Origin of the sequence: Paenibacillus nasutitermitis, from assembly GCF_014641075.1 — a bacterium.
Classification (GTDB): domain Bacteria; phylum Bacillota; class Bacilli; order Paenibacillales; family Paenibacillaceae; genus Paenibacillus_Z; species Paenibacillus_Z nasutitermitis.
Map to the genome: position 1 here is coordinate 1,892,028 of NZ_BMHP01000002.1, position 23,887 is coordinate 1,915,914.

The following is a 23,887-nucleotide window of genomic DNA, read 5'->3' on the forward strand; positions in this document are numbered from 1 at the left end:
TGATCGCATGGTGATAATAGGAAAACGCTTATGAGTGTTTCGTTTGAATAATCTATTTTCCCAAAAAAAGGGGCTTAATAATGGATCCTTTGAACCCGGACAACGCCAGTCCTTTGCAGGAGAACCTTCACGTTAATCTGAAAGCCGTGCAGAATGCCCTCGGTGCAAGTCCCGACTTGATTCTCAAAGAAATATTTCTCAGTGATGGCGTGATGACGGCTATCGTTTATATCGACGGGCTTGTCGATCTCAAGGGATTGCACAACAGCATCATCCAAAATCTGATGTCCTGCAAGGCACATCCTCAGGACGTATGCAACGGTAGAACTCTCCTTGATTTTATAAGAAACGATATCCTGATGGCAGGCGATATCGGCATCATAAACGATCAGAATACGTTGCTTACTTGTCTGCTATCCGGCGATGCCATCCTGCTGGTGAACGGATGCACGGAATGCCTGCGTATCGGAGTAAGCGGATGGGAGAGCCGCAGCGTCTCCGAACCCATCACGCAAACAGTGGTCCGGGGACCTATGGAGGCCTTTAATGAAAATCTCCGAACGAATACCGCACTGCTCCGTCGCAAAATAAAAGACCCTCACCTGTGGCTGGAGCAGCGCTATATCGGCAAAGTTACCCAGACAACCGTAGCCATTATGTATCTGAAAAATGTAGCCGCGGACAGTATCGTAAAGGAAGTACGGTCACGATTGGACCAAATCAACATCGACGGGATCCTGGAGAGCGGATATATCGAGGAATTGATTCAGGATAAGACGCTATCTCCATTTGCGACAATCTATAACAGTGAAAGACCGGATACGATTGCAGCAGGCATCCTGGAAGGACGGGTGGCCATTCTGATTGACGGGACCCCCTTTGCCCTGCTTGTTCCGGCCCTGTTCATCCAGTTTTTTCAATCGGCGGAGGATTATGCGCAGCGCTCGGATGTCAGTACATTGCTTCGGATTATCCGCTTTTTATCCTTCTTCATTTCGCTGCTGGCCCCTTCTCTGTATATTGCCATTACCACCTTTCATCAGGAGATGCTGCCGACTAATTTGCTGATTAACCTTGCCGCGCAACGGGACGGCGTTCCTTTTCCCGCCTTTTTCGAAGCGCTGATGATGGAGATCACCTATGAAATTTTACGTGAAGCCGGTGTACGCATGCCACGGACAGTCGGTCAAGCGGTATCTATTGTCGGAACCCTCGTAATCGGACAAGCTGCAGTGGAAGCGGGCATTGTATCTTCCGTTATGGTTATCATCGTTTCCATTACGGCGATATCGAGTTATGTAATCCCTGCGACAAGCATGTCCATCTCGGTTCGTATGCTCCGTTTCCTGCTCATGGGCCTCGCCGCCTCGTTCGGCCTGTTTGGCATTCTGATGGGAATTATTGTGCTGGTCTTGCATCTGAGCTCACTGCGTTCGTTCGGCGTTCCATACATGAGCCCGTTGTCACCAATGAATTTGAAAGGCCAGAAAGATACCTTCTTCCGGATTCCCTGGCAGGACATGTTAACCAGGCCGCCGCTCCTTGCGCAGAAGAATAATACGAGGCAAAAATCCGGAAAGAAGCAGGGAAAATAAAGGGGGACAAATCCGCAATGTACTGGAGACACGGAATACTGATATTGAGCCTGTTAGCCTTATGTTTGACAGGCTGTTGGGACCGCCGTGAATTAAATGAGCTGGGTATTGAACTTGGGACAGGCTACGATAAAATCGGCGATCAATATCATGTTTCCGTGCAGGTTGTTGATCCGTCATCGGTATCGACCAAAAACAGTGGTTCCGTAAGGTCTCCCGTTGTGATGTACAAGGCCTCCGGTCCTACGATTTTTGAAACCTTGCGGAAGCTGACAATGACAAGCCCCCGGAAAATTTACGGAGCGCATATACGCGTAATCATCGTCGGGGAATCGCTCGCCAGAGAAGGCATCTCCAAAATACTGGATCTTCAGATGCGCGATGCGGAGCCGCGTCCCGACATCTATATGCTTGTCGCAAAGAACGGCACCGCAGAGAATGCCCTAAAAATTATGACGCCACTTGAAAAGATACCCTCCCAGAATCTCTATGCTTCACTGGAAGCTTCCGCCAAGTTCGCGGGCACTTCGACGAAAGTAACGCTGGATCAGCTGGCCACCCAATTAATAACGGTCGGCATTAATCCGGTTATAACGGGAGTCCATATCATCGGTAACCAGCAGATTGGAGAGAAGGAGAGGAATGTAAATGAAATTGACAGCTCCGCGCGTTTGGAGCTGTCCGACCTGGCTGTATTTGAAAAGGACCGCCTGGTCGGGTGGTTGAACCAAGAAGAAAGCAAGGGGTACAACTATATTTTGGATAATATCGGAAGTACCGTAGATCATGTCAATTGCCCTGAAGGCGGAAAGCTTGTATTGGAAACCTACAACTCCAAGACATCACTAAAAAGCCGGATCAGGCAAGGAGAGCCGGAAATCGATGTGAAAGTCGAAAGCATTGCCAATATAGGGGATGTGGAATGCAAAATAGATTTCACCAACCCGGAGACAATCAAGGATCTGCAGAAGGAGTGGTCCAAACAACTTACGCTCCTTATGGAAAACACGGTAAGTACCATACAGAAAAAATATCACAGCGACATCTTCGGCTTCGGACAGACGATCTACCGCAATCATCCGAAAGAGTGGAGCAGGCTTAAGGATCGCTGGGAGGATCTATTTATCAAGCTTAAAGTAAACTATGACGTAAAAGTGACCATCCGCAGAGTCGGCTCGATCAACAATCCGATCAGCAACAAATTAAGGGAGTGACAACCATTATGGTAAGCGTTATTTCAGTTCTTGCCATCGGACTCGCTATCGCCGCTTACGAGCTGCCTGACCTGTTCCGTAAGCGGCAGAAGAAAGAAGTGATCTTCGTCAGTATTTTGCTTGCCATCGGAATCGTTCTCAGTAGCATGGCCACCAAGCCCATGAACCTCCCCAGTCCTTTGAACGTGCTCAAATTGATTTATAAGCCCATCAGTGAACTTGTATTTAACGAAAATGAAACAAGGAGGTGAATCTATTGCTTGAAAAAGGGAAAATCAGCATTCAACAATTAACCATCCTCGCCATTTTTTCCACAATCGGGGACTCTATACTCATCCTGCCCTCCATAATTACCAAGGCCTCTGAGCGGGATGCCTGGTTGTCCATGCTCGCAGGCATTCCCGCCGGGCTGTTCATCGTTTGGCTCGTTCTGCGCCTCTGGAAGACCTATCCGCAGGCGACGATCATTCAGATCAACCGCAACGTGATGGGGAGGACGCTTGGAGGGATCGTCTCTCTCTTGTTTGTACTCTATTTCTTATTGAATACATCGGCGATGCTACGGGAAGCCAGCGACTTTATAACGACCAGTATCCTGGTTGAAACCCCGCTTCGGGCCATTCATTTCATGATGATTCTGGTATTAATGATCGGAATCCGCCTTGGATTGGAGCCGATTGCCAGAGCCAGCGAAATTTTCTTTCCCTGGTTTCTGTTTTTTTTATTCTGCCTGGTCGTTCTCATGCTCCCGCAAGTACACATGACTAACTTATCCCCCATTCTGAGCCGGGGCATCCCCCCTATTTTGCAAGGGATGATTTATACGGTTACCTATCCGTTCACGGAGCTGTTGGTGTTTCTGATGATATTTCCTCATGTGAAACAAGGGACCCATTTACAGCGGGATTTTATCCTTGGCGCACTTATAGGCGGAACCATCCTTTTCATCTTGCTTCTCCTGTCCATCCTCGTGCTGGGTGCCGATATGACAACTTTTCATCTTTATCCCACCTATGCGCTAGCCAAAAAAATCAGTATCGCGCATTTTCTGGAGCGACTTGAAGCGATGATGGCTATTATTTGGCTATTCTCGATTTTTTTCAAAATAATCCTCTATTATTACGGTTTTATATTGGGCACGTCCCAGCTGTTCAAGCTGAAGGACTACCGGATTCTTACCTATCCTGTGGGGATGATCCTGTTCGGTCTGGCTTTCTATATTTCTCCGAACGTCTCCTACTTCTCGGATGTGGCGAGAAAATATTGGCCTTTCTTCGATTTAACATACGCCCTGATCATCATGATGACGTTAATTCTTGCTTATTTGTTCAAAAAAAACATGCAAAAATCCGCCGCAAATCCTGATGCCTGACGGGAAAAGGGTTATTCATTTTGCAGATCCGGGTACAAAAGGTTAAGCGTCTTTAACCATTTTGTTACTCATTTCCGAGAAGAAATCCTTATTATTAGGGATATTCAACATCAGGGAGGATCACTATGACCCATAACAACTTAAAGACGATCAGTATGAAATTGTTGGCCATCGGAGTAGTAGGCATCTTCATCTTTCAGGCGGGAGCCTCGTTTTCTTTTGCCAAAGAGAATCCGGCCGCCGGCGTCAGCCATGCAAAATCATTTGCAGCCAAACAGCAGCTGCCTGCCATTCAATTCACCACGAAGAAGATAAACACCGACACAAAAATGTATACTGCTGCGATCGAGTACCCGGTTGTCCAAGGTCTGCAAAGCGCGCAATACCAAGGCGAGCTGAATCACCGCATCGCCGAAACGGCCAGAGCGGATCTCGAAACTGTACAGCAGCAGGCAGAGAGGGATGCTTCGGCGGCGGAAGCAGCAGGCGATGATTTTATCCCCTATGATATTACCGTCAAATACGAAGTCCAATCGGACGGAAGCACACGGGACAACGGTTATTTATCCATAAAGGTGCTTACTTATGTGTTTACGGGAGGCGCCCACGGCATTACCCGTGCGGACACCTATAATATCCATAATGCCCCAAAGCCTTCACTTATCACGCTGAAGGATTTATTCGGCGCAAATTATAAAACGGTCATCAACAAAAAAGTTAAAGAAGTGATTGCCGCAAACCCTGAGGATTATTTTCAGGATACATTTAAAGGCATCTCGGACGACCAGACTTTTTATCTGCAGGGGAATCATGCGGTCATCCTCTTCCAAAATTACGAGATTGCGCCGTATTCATCGGGCCTCCCGGAAATCCAGATTCCTTTGGCGAATACGGAAACAGGAGATTCAAGCGCCTTGGTAGTCAAAATCAATGGGTCCGTCCTGGATATTGGACAAGCCCCCCTTTATACCAATAAGGATGGCATGACAATGGCGCCTCTTAGGTCCATTTCCACGGCGCTCGGATATAAGCTCATTTGGAATGAGACCCTGCGGCAGGCTGAGCTGACCAAAGGCTCGCAGCGGATTACTGTGACCAAAGGGAAGGTTTCCTACCCAACTAATAAACAGTCCACCATTTCTCTGGATACCGAACCCGTCGTAAAAAACGGCAGCCTGTATGTACCACTCGCCTTTTTTTCCAAAGTATTTCAGGCTAAAGTCGTTTATACATCGGACTCCCTGACCATCTCAAACTAGCCATTTCCGAATAAAGCAGGCTCCTCTGCGGGAAGGAAGGCGACGCAAGAATATGATCAAGCTTGTTCTGATTCGCCATGGCCAAAGCCAATGGAATCTGGAGAACCGTTTCACCGGCTGGACGGATATCGATTTATCTGCGACCGGTCTGGATGAAGCCCGAAAAGCTGGGGAGATTTTACGCAATAACGGCTATGTTTTTGATCTGGGCTGTACGTCTTATTTGAAGAGAGCGATTCGCACGCTCTGGGTTATTCTCGATCAAATGGAGTTGATGTGGATACCCGTATTCAAAACATGGATGCTCAATGAACGCCATTATGGCGCTTTACAGGGTTTGAACAAAGTCGAGACGGCTTTAAAATACGGAGACGATCAGGTTCATGAGTGGAGAAGGTCGGTGAACATCCGTCCTCCTGCTCTTAAGCTGAATGATCCGCGCTGCGAGAGGTCTGATTTGAGATATCGGGGAATTCAAGAATGTGTGCCGTTAACGGAAAATCTGGAGGATACACAGGCGAGGGCAATGGCCTATTGGAATGAAACCATCCAGCCAGCTCTCAAGGCCGGTAAACGGGTGCTGATCGCCGCCCACGGCAATACCATACGAGCGCTTGTGCAATATATCGACCGAATTCCCGGAGATGATATGGCAAGTCTCAACATTCCAACAGGCACACCGCTGGTTTATGAGCTGGATGATCTGCTCCAGCCTTTGCGACATTATTTTCTGGGAGAGTCCGGCAAGGTGGAGAGCAAATCCGTAACAGATCCATTGCCTGGAAACCCACAGCAACAGCCAGGGGCCGACGCCACAGGTTAGAATACGAAGAAAAGCACACTGCGGCGGCAGTGTGCTTCGTCGGTTATTTCCCCAGATAACGGAGAGGCTGCTACAAGCCTGCAAGCACCTGATACCAGATGCCCTTAGGGGAATAGAGCTTCTTGCGTACATCGTCCCATCCGCCGAGATAATGGATATCAAATAGATCAGCCGGCTGCTGGTAGCGGTCTTTGACCTCCGCCATCACCGCGTCGTCAACGGGGCGAAAGCCATGATTGGCGAAGATAAGCTGCGCTTCCGGTGTCTCCAGGTAGGCAAGGAAAGCTTCCGCCGCTTCCCTCGTTCCATGCTTATCCACGTTAACATCCACAACCGCGGCGGGATTCTCGATCAGTATCGTAGTGCTCGGCACAACGATTTCATATTGAACGCCCTTATTGATTCTGGCGATCAGCTCGTTCTCGTAGGTAACAATCACATCGCCTACTCCATATTCAAACGCAGCCATCGAGGCGCGCCCGCTTTTGTCCAGTGACTCCACATTCTGATGAATTTTCTCCAGAAAAGCTTTCGCATAAGCGGGATCCTTCTTGCCCGTATCCGCCTCTGACTTCTTCAGTCCCGCGCCGTATATGGCATTGATGTCCCACTGCGCCCCTCCAGATGTTTTCGGATTGGGATACAGCACCTTAATCTCATCACGGGTCAAATCCTCCCAATCATGAATGTCCTTGGGATTGCCTTCCCGCGTCCCCAGAACGGCAATCGAACGCGTAATCATTCCATCATGCAAAAGCGCCTGCTTCCAGTCATGCGTAATAAAGCCCGCCTTCTGGATTTTATCGATATCGCCTTCCATGGCAAGCACCGCCACATCTGCCTCGAAGCCGCCTGCAATCGCTCTTGCCTGTGTGCCGGATGCCTCATAGGATTCCTGAAAAGCAATCGTCTGTCCGGTTTCTGCCTTCCATTTGTCCTTGAACTTCGGAAGCAGATCCGCAAATGCGTCCTTAACAACGGAATAGGCGCCAATGACAAGCGTGATATCCCCTTGAGGAACATCCGCACCGGTTTCTTCCCCGCTGGAATTATTCCCGCTGCAGGCTGCGGTAATCAATAAAATTAGGGCTGTGCACAATAAACCGGTCAATCGCCATCCTTTAGTCAGGGTAGGTTTCATCATTACACAACACTTTCGTTATTAAATATGAATCGGCATCGGGTCTTCCTTCAGCTTATTCTCCATGATCCATGTGTCGTTATCGTTAAACAGGTACGCCCGGTGAATCAGCACACTGATTTCATCCCCAGGCTTCAGAACGTCTTTCTCCAGCGACCGGTACGTAATCAGCTTGATGTCGCCGACCTCAACTTCTATCATCCACTCGCTGCCGCGGAAGTGAACATGCTTGACGGTCCCGCGCGCCGTTGCCGATGCGATACGAAACTCGCTTTGTTTGCCGATCTCAATATATTCCGGACGGATTAGCGCCTGTGTCCCCGGCCAGGCGGACGCTTCCTCAAAGCCTTTGAGACGCTCAACCTGCGAAACGATCGTAGACTCGCCGATGAAGCTTGCCACAAACTGGGTTTGCGGGCTCTTGTAGATATCCCACGGCGAGCCTTTTTGCTCCAGCCGTCCTTTATTGATGATCATGATTTCATCCGCTACTTCAATCGCCTCGTCCTGGTCATGGGTCACGAAGATGGAAGTGATTCCCACCCGCTCAATCATTTCCTTGAGCCAGGTGCGAAGCTCGGAACGGATTTTGGCGTCAATCGCCGCAAACGGCTCGTCGAGCAGCAGAAGTTGGGGCTCGGGAGCCAATGCCCGGGCGAAGGCTACCCGCTGACGCTGTCCGCCCGATAATTGATGTGGCAGACGATGCTCGAAGCCTTTAAGGCCCGTCAGCTCGACGAGCGTCATGACCCGCTCGCGAATGGCTTCTTTGGACTGCTTCTTCACCTTCAGCCCAAAAGCAATGTTATCATATACGGTCATATGCTTGAACAACGCATAATTTTGGAATACAAACCCGATCCCGCGCTCCTGCGGCGGCAGATCGTTCACCCTCTTGCCGTGAAACACGATGTCTCCGGATGAAGGCTGCTCCAATCCCGCAAGCATCCGGAGTATCGATGTCTTGCCTCCGCCGCTTGGCCCCAGCAGGCCGATCAGGCGGCCTTTCTCAATATCAAAGCTGACATCGCGAACGGCCTGGAAATCGCCGAACTGCTTATTTAATCCGCGCACCTCGATATGCATCGTTTAATGCACTTCCTTTCTCTTTTTGGCCCATTCCATGAGCAGCAGAAGTCCGACAGAGAAAGCCGCCAGCACAAGCGCTACACCATTTGCAGCCGTCACATTAAAATTCTCGACATCCTGATAGACAAGCGTTGTCGCTGTCTGTGTCTTGTTCATGATATTTCCCGAGACGACCAGCACGGCGCCGAATTCACCCAATGACCGGGCGACTGTAAGAACGACGCCATAGATAACGCCCCAACGGATCGAAGGCCAGGTTACATGCCAGAAGGTATACCAGGAATACGCGCCAAGCGTAGATGCTGCCTCTTCCTGCTGGGCACCGATTTCCTGCAGCACCGGCATCACCTCGCGCACCATAAGCGGGAATGTGACGAACAAGGTTGCCAGAATCATGCCCGGCAGCGCATAAACCACTTTGAAGCCGATCCCCTCGAAGAAAGCGCCCATAATGGAGTTCGGTCCCAGCAGCAGCACGATCATAAGACCGCCGATAACCGGCGATACCGCGAACGGCAAATCAACGAAACTGTTGAGCAGCTGCTTGATCCTCCGGCCGAGCCAGGTTGCCCGCACCAGATAAAGGGCCAGCATGACGCCGAACAAAGTATTAATGGCCGTAACCACAAGCACGATACTGCCCGTCATCATAAGAGCATGAAGCGCCTGCTTGCGCGTCAGCGCCTCGGCAAATCCGCTCCATCCATCCTCCCAGGCCCCGGTGAATATCTTCACAATCGGCGCGATCAGCAGGATGAGAAAAACAAGATAGGTTAAAGCAATCCAGAGCTTCTTCATTTGCCTGCCCTCCTCGTCTGAACGAGGTTGACGACCCATAAGATGATAAAAGACAAGGTCAGCAGCAGCACCGAGGTGGCTGCAGCTCCCTGTGTATTGTCGCTTTCTATTTCTCCGAAAATGTATACCGAAGCGATCAGCGTTTTGCCAGGGATGTTGCCGGCTACCAGCACAACTGCGCCGAATTCGGCCAGCGCCCTGGAAAATGCCAGCATCGAGCCGCTCAGAATACCCGGCAGCATCGAAGGAAAGATCACCTGAAAGAACGTTCGCGATTTGGAAGCGCCCAGCGTGTAGGAGGCTTCTTCCTCGGATTTGTCCATCTCTTCAAGCAAAGGCTGAACGGCCCGGATCACAAACGGAAACGTAACGAATACCATGGCTATGATGATAGCGGGCTCGTGAAAAACAATCTGAAATCCGAGCTTGTCGGCTAATCCGCCAACGAAGCTGTTCGGCCCCAGCAGAAGCAATATCATTAATCCGCCGACAGCTGTCGGCAGCGCAAATGGCAAATCTACCAAGCTGTTCAGCAGCCTCCGTCCCGGAAACCGGTAACGGATCAGCACCCATCCGATCATGGTGCCAAGCAGCATATTGCTGACCGTGGCAATAACCGAAAGCTTAATCGTGAGCAGAACCGCTTTCCACGCCAGAGGATCGGTAATGCTATCCCAGAAGGGCCCCCAGCCCAGTTTGAACGATTGCGTATAAATTCCTATAATTGGCAAAATAATCAACACAATAAAGTAAAGCATGATGGTGCTGCGAAAACCGAAACTCCACCAACGGCTGCGCATCATGAGATTCAAGCTGACTTACCCCCCGGCGCTTTCCATGTGGAATCGCGCTAATTCCCATTAAGTTACTCGGTATTAATAATGTAGCAGACTGCAACCTGTCTAGTCAATGATTATATAAGAAAAAATGATCGAACTGATGAGGAAAATAAAACTCCCCGGAAGGTACCGACCGGGGAGTTTTGGGCGAGAGGTTACTCCCCCTCGGTATCAAATAAGGTGCCGCCTTTTGTAATCATGGATTGTCCTTGCGTCAGATCTGTCATCCAGGCCACGAAACGGTCGGCCTCCGCCTCTTCCGGCAGGCAAGTAATGACCACGCGGTCCGTAAAGGCTGTCCCGCCTATTTTCCAGCCTTGGGCATGCAGTTCATTCTCCAGCCTTCCGTACCAGGTATAATCAACGTCTACGATGATCTCGCGGCGCAGAATTCTCACGACAGGCTCAGCAGCCTCGATCGCTGCCACGGCTCCATCTGCATAGGCGCGGATCAAGCCGCCGGCTCCCAGCATAATGCCGCCGAAGTACCGGGTGACGACAATAACGGAATTCTTCAGCTCCTGATGCTTCATCACTTCCAGAATCGGTTTGCCTGCCGTGCCGCTTGGCTCGCCGTCATCCGACTGCTTCTGGTACTCATCACGTTCCCCAACCAGATACGCCGAGCAGTTATGTGTTGCGTCCCTATGCCGCTTCTTGATCTCATCAATGAATGCGATGGCCTCGGCTTCCGACTCAACCGGTTTGCCGTGACCGATGAAACGTGATTTTCTGATGATAATCTCACCGCTGGCCTGCTGACGAAGCGTCTTGTATCGGTTCAGCATAGCTGCTCAAAGCTCCTTGCTTTCTAGAGAATTATAAACGCGCTTCCAGCTCAGCCTTCTCTTTCTCGTATCCGGGTTTTCCGAGCAGAGCGAACATATTCTTCTTATACGCCTCGACGCCAGGCTGATCGAATGGATTGACGCCAAGCAGGTAACCGCTGATTCCGCAAGCTTTCTCGAAGAAATAAACCAGATAACCGAACGTATACGGCGTAAGATCGGAAATGTTGACGATAAAGTTCGGCACTTGGCCGTCCGTGTGCGCGAGCAGCGTACCTTCAAAAGCTTTCTTGTTGACGAAATCCATTGTTTTTCCAGTCAGGAAGTTAAGCCCGTCCAGATTGCTCTCATCATGGCCGATCGTGATTTGCTCCTGCACCTGCTCCACCTGGATAACCGTTTCAAAAATATTGCGGTTGCCCTCCTGGATGAACTGTCCCATGGAATGCAAATCCGTCGAGAAATCTACGGCAGCCGGGAAAATCCCTTTGTAATCCTTGCCTTCGCTTTCTCCGAACAGCTGCTTCCACCATTCCGATACGAAATGAAGCGACGGTTCGTAATTCACAAGAATTTCTGTCGTTTTGCCTTTGCGGTACAAGGCGTTGCGGGCAGCGGCGTATTGGTAAGCTTCATTCTCGGCAAGCTCGGGGCTGGCATACGCCTGAGAGGCATCCGCCGCTCCTTTCATCATCGCTTCGATGTCGATACCTGCAGCCGCGATTGGCAGAAGGCCGACAGCAGTAAGAACGGAATAACGTCCGCCGACATCATCCGGGATAATGAAGGACTCATACCCTTCTTCATTAGCCAGCTTCTTCAGCGCGCCTTGTGCGCGGTCCGTTGTGGCGTAGATGCGTTTGCGGGCTTCTTCCTTGCCGTACTTGCTCTCCAGCGCTTCGCGGAAAATACGAAAAGCGATAGCCGGCTCCGTTGTGGTTCCGGATTTGGAGATTACGTTGACGGACCAGTCGCGCCCTTCCAGCAGCTGCTGGAGATGGGTCAGGTATGTAGAACTGATATTGTTGCCGGCGAACAGGATTTGCGGTGTTTTGCGCTGTTCGTGCGGCAGTAAGTTATAGAAGGAATGCGAAAGCATTTCGATCGCTGCGCGGGCACCAAGATATGAACCGCCAATTCCGATTACAATCAGCACTTCGGAGTCGGACTGAATCTTCGCCGCTGCTTTCTGGATACGCGCAAACTCTTCTTTATCGTAGTTATTCGGAAGATCAATCCAGCCCAAATAGTCAGACCCCGCGCCAGTTCCATTATGCAGCTGGTCATGCGCTGCGCGAACCTGCTGGGATAAATTATCGATCTCGTGCTGACCGATAAAAGCCAGTGCCTTGCTGTAATCAAATTTTACTGCTTTGCTCATGAATTGAATCCTCCTATTTTTTCGGATCTGTTCCGACTGCTATTATGCGCAAGAACCCTTCCGGAATTAACCGCTAACGGATTGACCCTATGGAATCAAGAAGAAATGGCGCTACTAAGTATGTCCATCATTCAGCGGTAGCCTTAGAATAATGGATTTCTTCGTCAAAAACAAGGGAATGCCGTGAACCGGCCGCCGCCCAAGTCTCCTTCATGCCGCCGCAGCCTCTGACCGTACCGCTGCCCGGTATAGACCGTTTCACTCTTTGTTAACGGTCCGGCAGCGCTCTTTCCTTGTTGTTCAACCCTTCTCCTGTCTGATAAGATGAGTAGAACCTGACTCGACAAACAAGGAGATGGAAGCGGATGGTTAAAATCGGTTTTATCGGTCTTGGCGTTATGGGCGGACCCATGGCGGCAAACTTGCTTCGCAAAGGGTACCAGGTCACCCTTTATAATCGTACCCCTGGCAAAATGGACAAGCTCCTTGAGCTTGGCGGCGACCAAACCCAGACTCCCGCTGCTCTTGCGCGCGGCTCCGAAATCATTATTTCGATGGTCAGCCACGATGACGCGATCCGTGAAATCTATTATGGCGACAACGGTCTCTTCAGCGGCCTCATGCCAGGTACGGTTATTATCGACTGCAGCACGATTTCCCCTGCTTTGGTCCGACAGCTTGCAGCCGAATCCGCTGCGAGATTCTCCGATTTCCTGGATGCTCCCGTAACCGGAAGCAAACCTGCCGCAGAGGACGGCTCGCTCGTATTCATGGTTGGCGGCGATCGCGAAGTTCTCCGGCGCGCCGAGGAGGTGCTGCTTGCGATGGGCCGCAAAGTCATTCCTATGGGACCTAGCGGCAGCGGTGCGACCGCTAAGCTGGCCCATAACACGATCGTCGGCATCAATGTGGCCGGGCTCGTCGAAGGCATGGCCATCGCGGCGAGCGGCGGCATCGATGCCGCCTCCTTCATCGAGCTTGTACAATCCGGCGGCGCATCCAGCAAGATGGCCGATATGAAAGGACCGAAGCTGCTTGAACGCGACTTCAGCGTTCAATTCTCTCTCTCCTTGATGCTTAAGGATCTCCGTCTGTCCTCCGAGTTGTCCGACGGCTTGAAGACCCCAACCCCTATTCTGGAAACGGTAAAAAGCCTGTTCCAGATGGGTGAGTCCATGGGACTCGGCGATTTGGACTTATCGTCGGTAGCCAACTGCTACGAGCAGTGGATCAACAAACGGATCACCAGCCACGCGGAAGACCGGCAAGGCCACCAGGAATTTGCAGCAAGCGCCGAAACTGCAGGCCATAACCATTCGGAATCCGCTGCTGACCGGAGAAGAAGCGAACGTGTAGAGCTGCAGATTCCTCTGAAGCTGTCAATCTATCAATGGGAGCAGGAAGGCGCGTTCTCTGGCCAATTGCTTGAAGGGACGCTTTGCAACCTTTCGGATAGCGGGCTCCAGATTGCCACCGTTTCCCCGTTGGAGCTGGATATGTTTGTCGTCATCCATTTTCCCAAGGATTCGGAGCTGCCTCCGGTTACCGGACGCATTATCCGTATTGAAACCAGCGTAAACCAGTTCCGTTACGGCTGCTTGCTGACAGGGCTTGCTCCTTATCAGCGTCTGCAGCTGGAATCCTATATCAACAAACATATTACTGCTGCCGACGGAAACAGCGTGCCACACAGCTGAAATAGCGTTCGGCAGAGATCTCCATTTGCCACCTCCAAAAAAAGGCTGCCCGGGTTGTCCGACAGGACGAACCTCAAGAGCAGTCTTTTTTCGTTGCCTATTCCTGAATATAGGAGCAGCAGTAGTCCGTTACGGCTGTCACCTTCAGCTTGAATTTGGAATTGGCGGGAACCGTGAATTCCCCTTCCCCGGAGATCGCGGTCCACTGTTCCTCGCCTGGAAGCAATACCTGCAGCTGACCGCCAAGAATTTCCATGATTTCTTTGGCATCCGTACCAAACTCATATTCCCCAGGCATCATGATGCCGAGCGTTTTCTTGGTGCCATCCGCGAACAGTACGGTACGGCTCGTTACTTTACCATCGAAATAAACATTGGCTTTCTTAACGATGGTTACATTTTCAAATTGGGACATGTGAATAAACTCCTTTTTCGGGAACGGCAGATTTTTGAGCTTGTAACAGGAACTGTGATACAAATGGCCGGACTTTCCGGGCTTTGGATTTAAAATAAGGCGGGGACTAAAAAGCCGCATCACGCGACCGCCCCCGCCTCATTGAAGAGCTTGACTGCTGGTTTTTTAGACTGACTACAGCAGCGCTTTTACTTTGCTGACTACATTGGCAACGGTAAAGCCGTATTCTTCAATGACTTTGTCGCCTTTGGCGGATGCACCGAAGGTATCAATGCCGAGAATAGCGCCTTTATCGCCAACGTAACGCTCCCAGCCGAATGGTGATGCCATTTCAACGGCAAGACGCGCTTTAACATCCGGAAGCAGAACGGAATCCTTGTATTCCTGAGACTGCTGCTCGAACAGATCCCAACTTGGCATGCTGATAACACGAACGTGAATGCCTTCAGCCGCCAATGCTTTTTGCGAAGCGACAGCAAGCTGTACTTCCGAGCCGGTCGCAATAATTTGCGCCTGCGGGGTGCCTTCTGCAGCATCCGCTACCACATACGCGCCTTTGGAGATCCCTTCGCGCGCATTTGCAATGGTGCCTTCAAGAATGGGCAGGTTCTGACGCGTCAGTACAAGTGCCACTGGCTTGCTGCCATTCTCAAGCGCATATGCCCAGGCGGCAGAGGTCTCATTCGCATCCGCCGGACGGATAACGGTCAGACCCGGAATAATCCGGATCGATGCCAGCTGCTCAATCGGCTCATGGGTTGGACCGTCTTCGCCGACAGCGATACTGTCATGGGTCAGGACATAAACAACCGGCTGCTGCATAATGGCAGCCAGACGAACCGCCGGACGAAGATAATCCGTAAAGACGAAGAAGGTGCCTCCGTAAATTTTCAGTCCGCCGTGAAGACTGATTCCGTTCATAGCTGCTGCCATCGCAAATTCGCGGACACCGAAGTAGATATTCCGTCCATTGTATTCGCCAGGCTGGAAGATCGGCAGCCCTTTGAGATGAGTCATGGTTGAGCTTTCCAGGTCAGCTGAACCGCCGACGAGGTTAGGCACACATTTTGCCAATCCGTTTAATGCATTGCCGGAAGCAACACGCGTGGACAACGCTTTGTCCTCCGTGGTGTACACCGGAAGCTCTTTATCCCAGCCCGCAGGAAGCTTTCCGCTGATCGCCGTCTCGAACTGGGCGGCTAGATCGGCGTGAGCCGCTTTGTAGGAAGCGAACCTGTTGTTCCAATCGGCATTGGCTTTCTCGCCTTTGGCTTTTACTTCTGCAAAGTGGGAACGAACTTCATCCGGCACAAAGAAAGCCTCGTTCTCCCAGCCGTAGAACTCCTTGGTCAGCTTGGTTTCGTCGGCGCCGAGCGGTGAGCCGTGTGGACCCGCATGTCCGCCTTTGCCGCCTTTGTTCGGGCTTCCGTAACCGATAACGGTCTTCACTTCGATCAAAGTCGGTCTGCCGCTCTCGGCCTGCGCTTTTGCTACCGCACCGGCAAGAGCATTCAGATCATTGCCGTCCTCCACGCGCAAAACCTGCCAGCCATAGGCTTCAAAGCGTCCCTGAACATTTTCCGAGAAGGAGAGGTTCAATTGGCCATCCAGGGAAATATCATTGGAATCATAAAGCATAATGAGTTTGCCAAGCTTCATATGTGCAGCCATGGATGCCGCTTCGCTCGAAACACCCTCCATCAGGTCTCCGTCACCGCAGATGGCATAGGTGAAATGATCGATTACTTCATAGCCTTCTTTATTGTAGGTTGCGCCAAGCTGCGCTTCCGCAATAGCCATACCGACAGCCATAGCTACCCCTTGGCCAAGAGGTCCGGTTGTCGCATCAACACCGGCCGTATGCCCAAACTCAGGGTGACCCGGCGTTTTTGAACCCCATTGGCGAAAGTTCTTCAGTTCCTCCATAGGAAGGTCGTAACCGGATAAATGCAGCAGGCTGTAAAGCAGCATGGAGCCGTGACCTGCCGACAATACGAAACGGTCGCGGTTGATCCATGTCGGATTGGATGGATTGTGACGCATGCTTTTGGCAAAAAGCTGATAACCCATAGGAGCAGCACCCATTGGCATACCCGGGTGGCCGGAATTGGCTTTCTCAACCGCATCGATCGAAAGCGTGCGGATTGTATCAACGGAAAGCTGGTCGATGGATTTCTGTGTGACTGTCATAACGTTTAACTCCTCCTATTCTCATGTCCGTACCTATTTTCTCTTCATTTATAAGAAAGTATAATACAGGCCCAAAACTTTGCTTATAAACCCCAAGAACCAACCTTTTTTTCTCTATTGCGCTGTCTTTTTTTGGCGCACTGGCTTTGAAATATTGTACCATTACCTTCCCGTCTTTTCCATCCTTTATGAGTTGGCCGGCGAAAACATTCTGTCGTCTGTATCCAAAAAGAACCGGCCTCATTACCGGCTTCGCCAGACCAGCATGGAGGACAATACCCTCTCACAGCATCCATTCAGATTCTATCAATGACAGGAAGAGAACCGCCAGCGCTATCCTCCCCCTGGAGCAAAAAACGTATCCGTACCGTAAGCACGGCATTGGATACGTTTTGGCAAGACAGCGTTCTCGGGTTAATTAAAAACAACGGTCTTGTTCTGATGGACCAGAAGACGGTCTTCAATATGCCATTTTACGGCGCGGGCCAGCACAACACGTTCAATCGTCCGTCCTATCCGCTTCAGATTGTCGACATCGTCACGATGACTGACGCGCTGGACGTCCTGCTCGATAATGGGGCCGCCGTCAAGCTCCTCCGTCACATAATGGGCCGTGGCGCCGATAATTTTCACACCCCGCTGATAAGCCTGGGCGTACGGCTTGCCGCCGACAAATGCCGGCAGGAAGGAATGATGAATGTTAATAATGCGGTTTGGAAACTGCTCAATGAACTTCGGAGAAATAATTTGCATGTAACGTGCCAGCACGATGAGGTCGACTTTGCCGGTCACCGCTTCAAGCTGCTGTTTCTCGGCTTCGGCCTTTGCGTCCGCCTTGACCGGGATATGGTGAAATGGGATACCGAAAGACTTCACGAGCTCTCCCATGTCCGGATGATTGCTGATAACCATGGCAATATCGGCTTCCAGGTCGCCGGCCTGCCATTGCCAGAGCAGTTCCAGCAGACAGTGGTCTTCTTTGGAAACAAATACGGCCAGGCGTTTCTTGCGGCTGGCGCGGAAGATCGACCATTTCATCTCGAATCGGTCGGACACACGGGCAAAATCCTCCTGAAGTACAGGCAGCTCGCGCTCCAGGTCATTCAAATCAAATTCAAAGCGGATAAAGAACATGCCTCCGCCCGGATCCATCGAATACTGGTCCGACTGGATGATATTTGCCCCATGCTCGTACAGAAAATGGGAAACGGCTGCAACGATGCCCGGACGGTCGGGACAGGAGATCAGCATTCTCGCCCGGTGCCGCTTTTCGGAACGCGCCAAGAGCTGCTGAGGTTGATACGTATTATCCATAATGTAACAGACTTCCTTCCATGCTGTCTTAGTTGTTGCGAAAGCTTACGAAAAACTATTCAGGCACCTTGCTGGCAAGCGCTACGCGTTTACCAGCAGCGACTTTCCAGCAAACCATCCGGTTATACGCTGGTTAATCGCTTCTTCCGACAGCTCGGGCAGGATCCGGTTCTCCGCTACCAGCTGGTACAACCGGTCCATCGGCTCCCGCGGATCGGCTTTTTTCGCTTTCGCGTCATTCTTCAGCACTTCCCAGGTCTGAAGCACAAATTCCCGATGATCGATATCCTGTTTGCCGAAGAAATGATGCAGCCGCTCCACGTCGCTCAGAAACTCATCACCGAAACGTTCCGTGGTATTTCCGCGCAACAGGGCAATCTCCGCCTCATACATGGGGCGCTGCGTTTTGTCTTCCTGGCCGATCCATGGCGTCTCCAGAATAAATGGCCGGTCCTTCAGCTCGGGATGGTGCACGATCCGGTTGATCGCTTCATAGCCGAGGAATCCCGCACCTACGGGAGCATGGCGGTCCTTGCCCGCTCCGCGCGGATTTTTGGTGTCATTGACATGCACCACAGCCACACGATCCAGCCCTACGATCCGGTCGAATTCGGAAAACACGGCATCGGGATCGCCAATCAGGTCATATCCGGCGTCATGCATATGACAGGTATCCATGCAGACGGTCAGACGGTCATTCTCGCCCACTTTCTCGATGATCCGCGCCAGCTCTTCGAAGCTGCGGCCGATTTCCGTTCCTTTTCCGGCCATTGTCTCAAGGGCGATGTTGACATTCGTTTCCTTTGTGCCGTCAAGCACCTCATTAAGACCCTCCGCAATCCGGGCTATGCCGTAATCCGCATCCTTATCGGTATACGCGCCTGGATGCAGGACGATATTGCGCACCCCGATCTTGTCGGTACGCCGGATCTCTTCCTGCAGGAAGCGGACCGCAAGCTCAAACGTATCTGCCTTATATGAGCCAAGATTAATAATATAGGGGGCATGAACGACAATTTCGCCAATGCCCGCTTCGTTCATCAGCGCCTTGCCTTCTTCGATGTATAAATCTTCAATGGGCTTGCGCCTTGTATTCTGCGGCGCACCGGTATAGATCATGAATGAACTCGAACCGTATGAAATCGCCTCGCGGGTTGCAGTCAATAGCCCTTTGTCGGAAAAAGAAACATGGGATCCGATTTTCAACATAAGTTATTTATACGCTCCCTTCATATCTAACAGCTTCTATTATTTACAGCACGTCTAGCAACTGTTTGTCCCTCCTATTTTACAGGGAATAGACAAATAAATCTAGGAGTCTTAGCGACGAGCCTTTTTTTGCATAGACGCCTATTGTTTCGTGACTGGCAAGCGGGGGAATTCCTTCTATACCGATGTTGCAGCCCTCTACGGCGTGCATTATAATAAAGTCAACATTGCTGTCTAAATCGTGAACAATCCGCATGGTGCTTACCAAGCTGGCTGCGGATCAGTTATACTAGACATGGAGAGGTGAACGACCGTGGGCAATGCGCCGGATTGGTTTATGTATTTCATTGTATTCTGGGCTTTCGTCTTGCTCGGATTCATGGCAATAGGCGGGTTCTTTATGTTCCGCAAGTTTTTGAAGGTTCTGCCCCAGCGTGACGGCAAATCCAAGCTTGACTGGCAGAATTACTGGGTGGACCGCAGCAGGGAAATGTGGCCGGAAGATTCCAAAACCTTTCTGGAACGGCTCGTATCGCCAGTGCCAAAAGCCTTCCGCGATATCGCCAAGCATTCCATCGCCGCAAAAATCGCGCAGGTTGCTGTGGAAAGCGGAGCAACGGAAGTTACACAGAACCATTGCATCGAAGGATATATTCGCGCCACGCCTAAACGCGATTACCGCAGTCTGGTCAGTTTTCTGGAGAAGCAAGGAATCGATTATACCCCCTACAAGCATTTGCTCAACAAATAATCATTCATACTGCTGGATGCCTGTCCCAAACCCGGCAGATACGCCGTATAAAGCCACCCCGAAGGTGGCTTTACCTGTATCCGGCCAAAGACATGTCCGGATTGAATAGAAACCTTAAGGGGTATACATACGTTAAAGATAGCAGGAGGTGTTCTTCAATGAACCATACACAAACCAAACCAAACAAAAAGAAGAGAACGCTTTGGCTGATCAGTTGTGCAATTGCCCTTACCGTAATGGCCGGATGCGGCAGCGGTGATAACAATGATACGCCGGTTAATGGAGGATCTGCCAATCCCCCGGCCAACACGGACACTAATAACAATGGAAGCGTGACGGATCCCGATACGGCACTGCCTGATCCTGAACCATCCGAACCATCGGATAACAACGGGACTGATGCAGACCCGGGAACGGAAGGCAATACACCGACAGATCCTGTTGAGGATAAAATATTGAAAGCTGAAGGTGAGTATGTCGGCGAAATAGACACGCATTCTGTGGAAATCAATATTGAAGGTACGGCGACCGTTTTTCAAGTGGACAACGAAGTGTCCAAGCAGCTTGCCGATATTAGCGATGATGCCAGTGTAATATTCGAATATGTTGAGAAAGAAACAGATGCGGGCGGCGAAAAGGTCAAGCAGCTGTGGCTGAAAAGCATTAAGCAAAAATAATCGCCCGTAAGACTGTCCGTGTAATAGCCGGCATTCCCGCGTCTGTATGACAGGGTGGATGGAACAAACGAAACGGAGGAGTCGTGAAATGAAGGTAGCGGTGACTGGCGGAACCGGCTTTGTAGGCGGAAGGCTCGCAGATGCATTGCTGAGTCGTGGCGATGAAGTCATAATCATTTCCCGTTCGGCCGGCAACCGCCAGCAGGAGCGCGAGGGCCTCGTGCGCGTCACCTGGGACGAGCTTGCTGCTTCTGCCGGGCCGCTTGAGGGCTTACACGCGATTGTGAACCTGGCAGGAGAATCGATTAACCAAAAATGGACCGAAGAAGCCAAGCTGCAGATTCTGCAATCCCGGCTCGACGCTGCGGAGCAGGTTGGGAAGCTTGTTGCCTCTCTGAGGCAGATGCCTGGCGTAGTGGTGAATGCATCGGGCATTTCCATATACGGCACTTCGCGGGATGCCGCATTCGACGAGGAAAGTCCGATCCACGTTAACGATTTTCTGTCAGACGTTTCCCAGAAATGGGAAGCCGCTGCCGATCTGATTGACATCCCCCGTTTGGTCAAAGTCCGGGTTGGCGTGGTTCTTGCACGCGATGACGGAGCTTTCCCCAAAATGGCGATGCCCTACCGACTGTTTGCCGGAGGCAAAATCGGGAGCGGGAAGCAGTGGCTGTCCTGGATTCATATTGAAGATATGGTCAGGCTGCTGCTCTTCTGCATCGACAATAATGAGCTGGAAGGCCCCGTCAATGCCAGTGCGCCCGAGCCGGTGACCAATGATGCTTTCGGACGGGCGCTGGGGGCTGCTTTCCATAAGCCGCATTGGTTTCCGGTGCCGGCTTTCATGATGAAGATGATGTTTGGCGAGTTGTCTACCTTGCTGCTGGAAGGACAGCGGGCGCTTCCGCGCAAAGCGTTAAGCTGTGGTTTCGAATTCCGCTACCCGACCATCAAAAGCGCTATGGAGCAGCTGGCCAAGCATAAATAAAGCCACGTTTGTGCCGCAAACCGCAATATCCTGTTAGCCGGTCCGAAATTTGTATTTCGGGCCTTTTTCGCCTGCTAGCTGAAGAATGTCGCCGGAGTGCAGCGGGTAGGCTTTATAAGGAATCATCATATCTCCATTCAATACGCTTCCGTTTCTTGAACCTACATCCTTGGCCGTCCATAAATCGCCGTCCGGATTCAGTTCCACATGAGAGCGGGATAAGCCCGATGACACATCCACATAATGCGCCGCATCCGCAGATCGTCCAATGACAAAACGTTCAGACTGCAACGGGATCCTATCCTTTTGGCCATCTGCCTCCCTCTCCAGCCAAGGCACAGCCTGCCGCCCCTCCCCGGAAGCGGGAGGACCGTCACCCAGCAGTACGGTTGCATCCTGCTGACCCGCCATATTTCCGGGAGATATCGAATAGACGGCGGCTTTACCCGCTGACTTTGGGTTAATTTCTGCCTCCAGCCGACCAGCAGCTTGATGGAAGTAAGGGTTCCCTGCAATGACATCCACATGCCGCCTGGACGATTCTATTTCTGGCAGGATATCGTTTTTGTCCCAGCTTTCTTGAATCGTATTTACTATAGAAGGAGATGGACTAGGACTTGCAGCGGGCTGTGCTTTCAAGGCAGACAAACGTTTGGACCAGGAACTCATGCCGCTTTCGCCCAGTAACGAAGAATCCGGGACAAACCCCTCTTCATCTTCCTGCCAGTTGCTTCCGTCTTGCCTTTCAAGTTCCGCTGCCTCAGGACCGCTTGCCCTGCGCTTGTAAAACAGCATCGCGGCTCCAGCCATTACGGTAAGTCCCAGGCTAATCAATAAACTCGCCCTTGACGGCGAAGCCAGATACAGATAACGCCATATCAGAGCAACAGCCACAATAAACACGGTAGCCGATATCCACGTCTTTCTGGAGGAATCAGCCTGCTTCTCTTCTTCGCCTTCCAACTGCGTGACCGCCAGCTCTTCTTCAGCAGTTGTTCCTAATGCTTTGCCGCGTTCCTCCGTCCCAGCAGAGTCCCACGCTTGATGCTGCTTATTCGCAGCAAGGCGGCCCTCCTCCGGCTCAGGCTCCCCCCTAATTCCAGGCTTGCTGATGCGAATAACCGGCTGCTGCCGCGTATTCGGCTGAACGGAATGCTGACTAAAGCCTGCAGCCGTTCCTGTGGATGGGGCACGATCAGGAGTAGTAGAGTGGTTTTCCTGAATAAGGTTCAGCAGGGATTGCCGCAGTGTGTCCCACGTATCGAAATCCCCCCTCAAATGCTGAAAAATACGCTGCAGACCGATGCCGTCCGGCTGCTCAATGTGGGCGACCCATCGGACAGCCATCGCCAGCACCGCTTCACCGGCTGATGGCAGAACGCCCTCGCCGCGAAGCGGGAGATAGGCCAGACCGATATCCTGCCAGCTGTCCCCCACAAAAAGATATTGTTCATGCAACATGAATCCGGAAGACCGGAGCATATAATGCCGGCAATCGTCAAGAGCTTCCACAACGGCCAGCAGAAGCTGATAAAAGTCTTCCATCGAAAACGGCTGAGCCTGCAGTTTATGCAGCAGCATCCTTTTGCCGTTCAGCGGGTAGCGAAAGCTGACCTGCCCGTCGATATCAATCCATTCAACATGAAGCAGCTTCGGAATCTTATGCGCCTGCAGCATCTGGATCTCAATCTCATCCAACTGTTCGCGGGTAATCCCGGTTTCCCGGTCAACAATCATCTCATGCCCCCGGTTCATCGTAAAATCGATGCGTAACGTTTCCAATCCCATCCTCAATCCCTCCTCTCCCTTAAAAGCCGATCATCAGCCAAAACGTCAATGCTCCTGGTGCGACTGCAAGCATAAACGGAAACCGCAGGCCTTCCGCCGCCAGTTCCCTGATTGACTCCCGCTTTCGCCCTACGGCAGGAATAAAAAAGGAATATAGCCAAGCTTTCAGACGGCGTCCGAATTTCCCGTTAAAGAACAATAAGACAGCTCCCACCGCGCCGGCATACAAAATAGCGTACATGAATACCTGGACAACCGCAGCCGCGCCGATCCATGCCCCAAGAGCACCGAACAGCTTCACGTCGCCGGCGCCGATCCCTTTCAACAGATATATCGCGAGCAGCGGCAGAAAACCCGCCGCTGCACCCAGCAGCGAATGATAAACACCTTCGAGGCCGCTGCAAACCAGGTGAAACATGCAGCCTGCCGCAAAAAAAGATACCGTCAGCATATTAGGAATTCGCATCGCTCTGATGTCGCTGATGAATGCGGCAGCCAACAGCAGAGCAGCCGCGCTGCTGGAAATCATGGTTTCCATCTTGCAATGCCCCTCCAT

General features: G+C 51.4%; 22 protein-coding genes. 10 read left to right on the forward strand and 12 right to left on the reverse strand.

Features of this window, described 5'->3' with window-relative positions:
- Positions 1 to 80: 80 nt before the first annotated feature.
- From IEY46_RS18880 to gpmA, 6 genes are all read left to right on the forward strand, one after another.
- A complete protein-coding gene (locus IEY46_RS18880) occupies positions 81 to 1,595 on the forward strand; it encodes a spore germination protein (RefSeq protein ID WP_188993567.1) in 1,515 nt (504 codons plus the stop codon).
- 17 nt (positions 1,596 to 1,612) lie between these two features.
- On the forward strand, positions 1,613 to 2,809 hold the full coding sequence (locus IEY46_RS18885) for a Ger(x)C family spore germination protein (protein ID WP_188993568.1): 1,197 nt from the start codon (positions 1,613 to 1,615) through the stop codon (positions 2,807 to 2,809).
- A gap of 8 nt (positions 2,810 to 2,817) precedes the next feature.
- A complete protein-coding gene (locus IEY46_RS18890; protein ID WP_188993570.1) occupies positions 2,818 to 3,060 on the forward strand; it encodes a hypothetical protein in 243 nt (80 codons plus the stop codon).
- A 5-nt stretch (positions 3,061 to 3,065) separates the two neighbouring features.
- Entirely contained in the window at positions 3,066 to 4,181 is a 1,116-nt protein-coding gene (locus tag IEY46_RS18895; RefSeq protein WP_188993572.1) for a GerAB/ArcD/ProY family transporter, read from the forward strand.
- Between the two features lie 125 nt (positions 4,182 to 4,306).
- Positions 4,307 to 5,440 (forward strand): stalk domain-containing protein, encoded by a 1,134-nt coding sequence (locus IEY46_RS18900; RefSeq protein WP_188993574.1) that lies wholly within the window; start codon positions 4,307 to 4,309, stop codon positions 5,438 to 5,440.
- A gap of 52 nt (positions 5,441 to 5,492) precedes the next feature.
- On the forward strand, positions 5,493 to 6,263 hold the full coding sequence (gene gpmA, locus IEY46_RS18905) for a 2,3-diphosphoglycerate-dependent phosphoglycerate mutase (RefSeq protein ID WP_188993576.1): 771 nt from the start codon (positions 5,493 to 5,495) through the stop codon (positions 6,261 to 6,263).
- A gap of 70 nt (positions 6,264 to 6,333) precedes the next feature.
- Here gpmA and IEY46_RS18910 read toward each other — a convergent pair whose 3' ends face one another.
- The 6 genes from IEY46_RS18910 to IEY46_RS18935 all read right to left on the reverse strand — a co-directional run bounded on the left by IEY46_RS18910 (position 6,334) and on the right by IEY46_RS18935 (position 12,299).
- A complete protein-coding gene (locus tag IEY46_RS18910; RefSeq protein ID WP_188994021.1) occupies positions 6,334 to 7,404 on the reverse strand; it encodes a sulfate ABC transporter substrate-binding protein in 1,071 nt (356 codons plus the stop codon).
- Positions 7,405 to 7,425: 21 nt separating this feature from the next.
- Positions 7,426 to 8,490 (reverse strand): sulfate/molybdate ABC transporter ATP-binding protein, encoded by a 1,065-nt coding sequence (locus tag IEY46_RS18915; protein WP_188993578.1) that lies wholly within the window; start codon positions 8,488 to 8,490, stop codon positions 7,426 to 7,428.
- Between the two features lie 3 nt (positions 8,491 to 8,493).
- Positions 8,494 to 9,291 carry a sulfate ABC transporter permease subunit gene (locus IEY46_RS18920; RefSeq protein ID WP_188993579.1) on the reverse strand — a complete coding sequence of 266 codons (798 nt, stop codon included), beginning with the start codon at positions 9,289 to 9,291 and terminating at the stop codon, positions 8,494 to 8,496.
- On the reverse strand, positions 9,288 to 10,094 hold the full coding sequence (cysT, locus tag IEY46_RS18925; RefSeq protein WP_373288839.1) for a sulfate ABC transporter permease subunit CysT: 807 nt from the start codon (positions 10,092 to 10,094) through the stop codon (positions 9,288 to 9,290). Before cysT ends, IEY46_RS18920 begins: the two co-directional genes overlap by 4 nt.
- Before the next feature lie 191 nt (positions 10,095 to 10,285).
- Positions 10,286 to 10,918, reverse strand: coding sequence for a YigZ family protein (locus IEY46_RS18930; protein WP_188993583.1), 633 nt, complete (start codon positions 10,916 to 10,918; stop codon positions 10,286 to 10,288).
- A gap of 31 nt (positions 10,919 to 10,949) precedes the next feature.
- A complete protein-coding gene (locus tag IEY46_RS18935; RefSeq protein ID WP_188993585.1) occupies positions 10,950 to 12,299 on the reverse strand; it encodes a glucose-6-phosphate isomerase in 1,350 nt (449 codons plus the stop codon).
- Positions 12,300 to 12,664: 365 nt separating this feature from the next.
- Here IEY46_RS18935 and IEY46_RS18940 point away from each other — a divergent pair, with 365 nt between their 5' ends.
- Positions 12,665 to 13,996 (forward strand): NAD(P)-binding domain-containing protein, encoded by a 1,332-nt coding sequence (locus tag IEY46_RS18940; RefSeq protein ID WP_188993587.1) that lies wholly within the window; start codon positions 12,665 to 12,667, stop codon positions 13,994 to 13,996.
- Between the two features lie 97 nt (positions 13,997 to 14,093).
- On the opposite strand, the gene ppnP is transcribed toward IEY46_RS18940, so the two are convergent.
- From ppnP to IEY46_RS18960, 4 genes are all read right to left on the reverse strand, one after another.
- Complete coding sequence (gene ppnP, locus IEY46_RS18945) at positions 14,094 to 14,411, reverse strand: pyrimidine/purine nucleoside phosphorylase (RefSeq protein WP_188993589.1); 318 nt, start codon at positions 14,409 to 14,411, stop codon at positions 14,094 to 14,096.
- 174 nt (positions 14,412 to 14,585) lie between these two features.
- The gene (gene tkt, locus IEY46_RS18950; RefSeq protein ID WP_188993591.1) at positions 14,586 to 16,601 is read right to left on the reverse strand and encodes a transketolase; all 2,016 of its coding nucleotides are present in this window, start codon (positions 16,599 to 16,601) and stop codon (positions 14,586 to 14,588) included.
- Positions 16,602 to 17,015: 414 nt separating this feature from the next.
- On the reverse strand, positions 17,016 to 17,915 hold the full coding sequence (purU, locus tag IEY46_RS18955) for a formyltetrahydrofolate deformylase (RefSeq protein ID WP_188993593.1): 900 nt from the start codon (positions 17,913 to 17,915) through the stop codon (positions 17,016 to 17,018).
- Positions 17,916 to 17,996: 81 nt separating this feature from the next.
- Positions 17,997 to 19,124: a deoxyribonuclease IV gene (locus tag IEY46_RS18960; RefSeq protein WP_188993595.1), complete on the reverse strand. Its 1,128-nt coding sequence runs from the start codon at positions 19,122 to 19,124 to the stop codon at positions 17,997 to 17,999.
- A 337-nt stretch (positions 19,125 to 19,461) separates the two neighbouring features.
- Between IEY46_RS18960 and IEY46_RS18965 the strand changes: the two genes are divergently transcribed.
- From IEY46_RS18965 to IEY46_RS18975, 3 genes are all read left to right on the forward strand, one after another.
- On the forward strand, positions 19,462 to 19,875 hold the full coding sequence (locus IEY46_RS18965) for a DUF2621 family protein (RefSeq protein ID WP_188993597.1): 414 nt from the start codon (positions 19,462 to 19,464) through the stop codon (positions 19,873 to 19,875).
- A gap of 158 nt (positions 19,876 to 20,033) precedes the next feature.
- Positions 20,034 to 20,552 carry a LytA/YqiH family protein gene (locus tag IEY46_RS18970; RefSeq protein ID WP_188993599.1) on the forward strand — a complete coding sequence of 173 codons (519 nt, stop codon included), beginning with the start codon at positions 20,034 to 20,036 and terminating at the stop codon, positions 20,550 to 20,552.
- A gap of 88 nt (positions 20,553 to 20,640) precedes the next feature.
- Positions 20,641 to 21,543: a TIGR01777 family oxidoreductase gene (locus IEY46_RS18975; protein ID WP_188993601.1), complete on the forward strand. Its 903-nt coding sequence runs from the start codon at positions 20,641 to 20,643 to the stop codon at positions 21,541 to 21,543.
- Positions 21,544 to 21,576: 33 nt separating this feature from the next.
- Here the strand turns inward: IEY46_RS18975 and IEY46_RS18980 are convergent, their stop codons facing one another.
- Positions 21,577 to 23,331, reverse strand: a complete 1,755-nt coding sequence (locus tag IEY46_RS18980) for a DUF6382 domain-containing protein (RefSeq protein ID WP_188993603.1) — start codon at positions 23,329 to 23,331, stop codon at positions 21,577 to 21,579.
- 19 nt (positions 23,332 to 23,350) lie between these two features.
- Positions 23,351 to 23,869 (reverse strand): A24 family peptidase, encoded by a 519-nt coding sequence (locus IEY46_RS18985; protein ID WP_188993605.1) that lies wholly within the window; start codon positions 23,867 to 23,869, stop codon positions 23,351 to 23,353.
- Positions 23,870 to 23,887 lie beyond the last annotated feature (18 nt).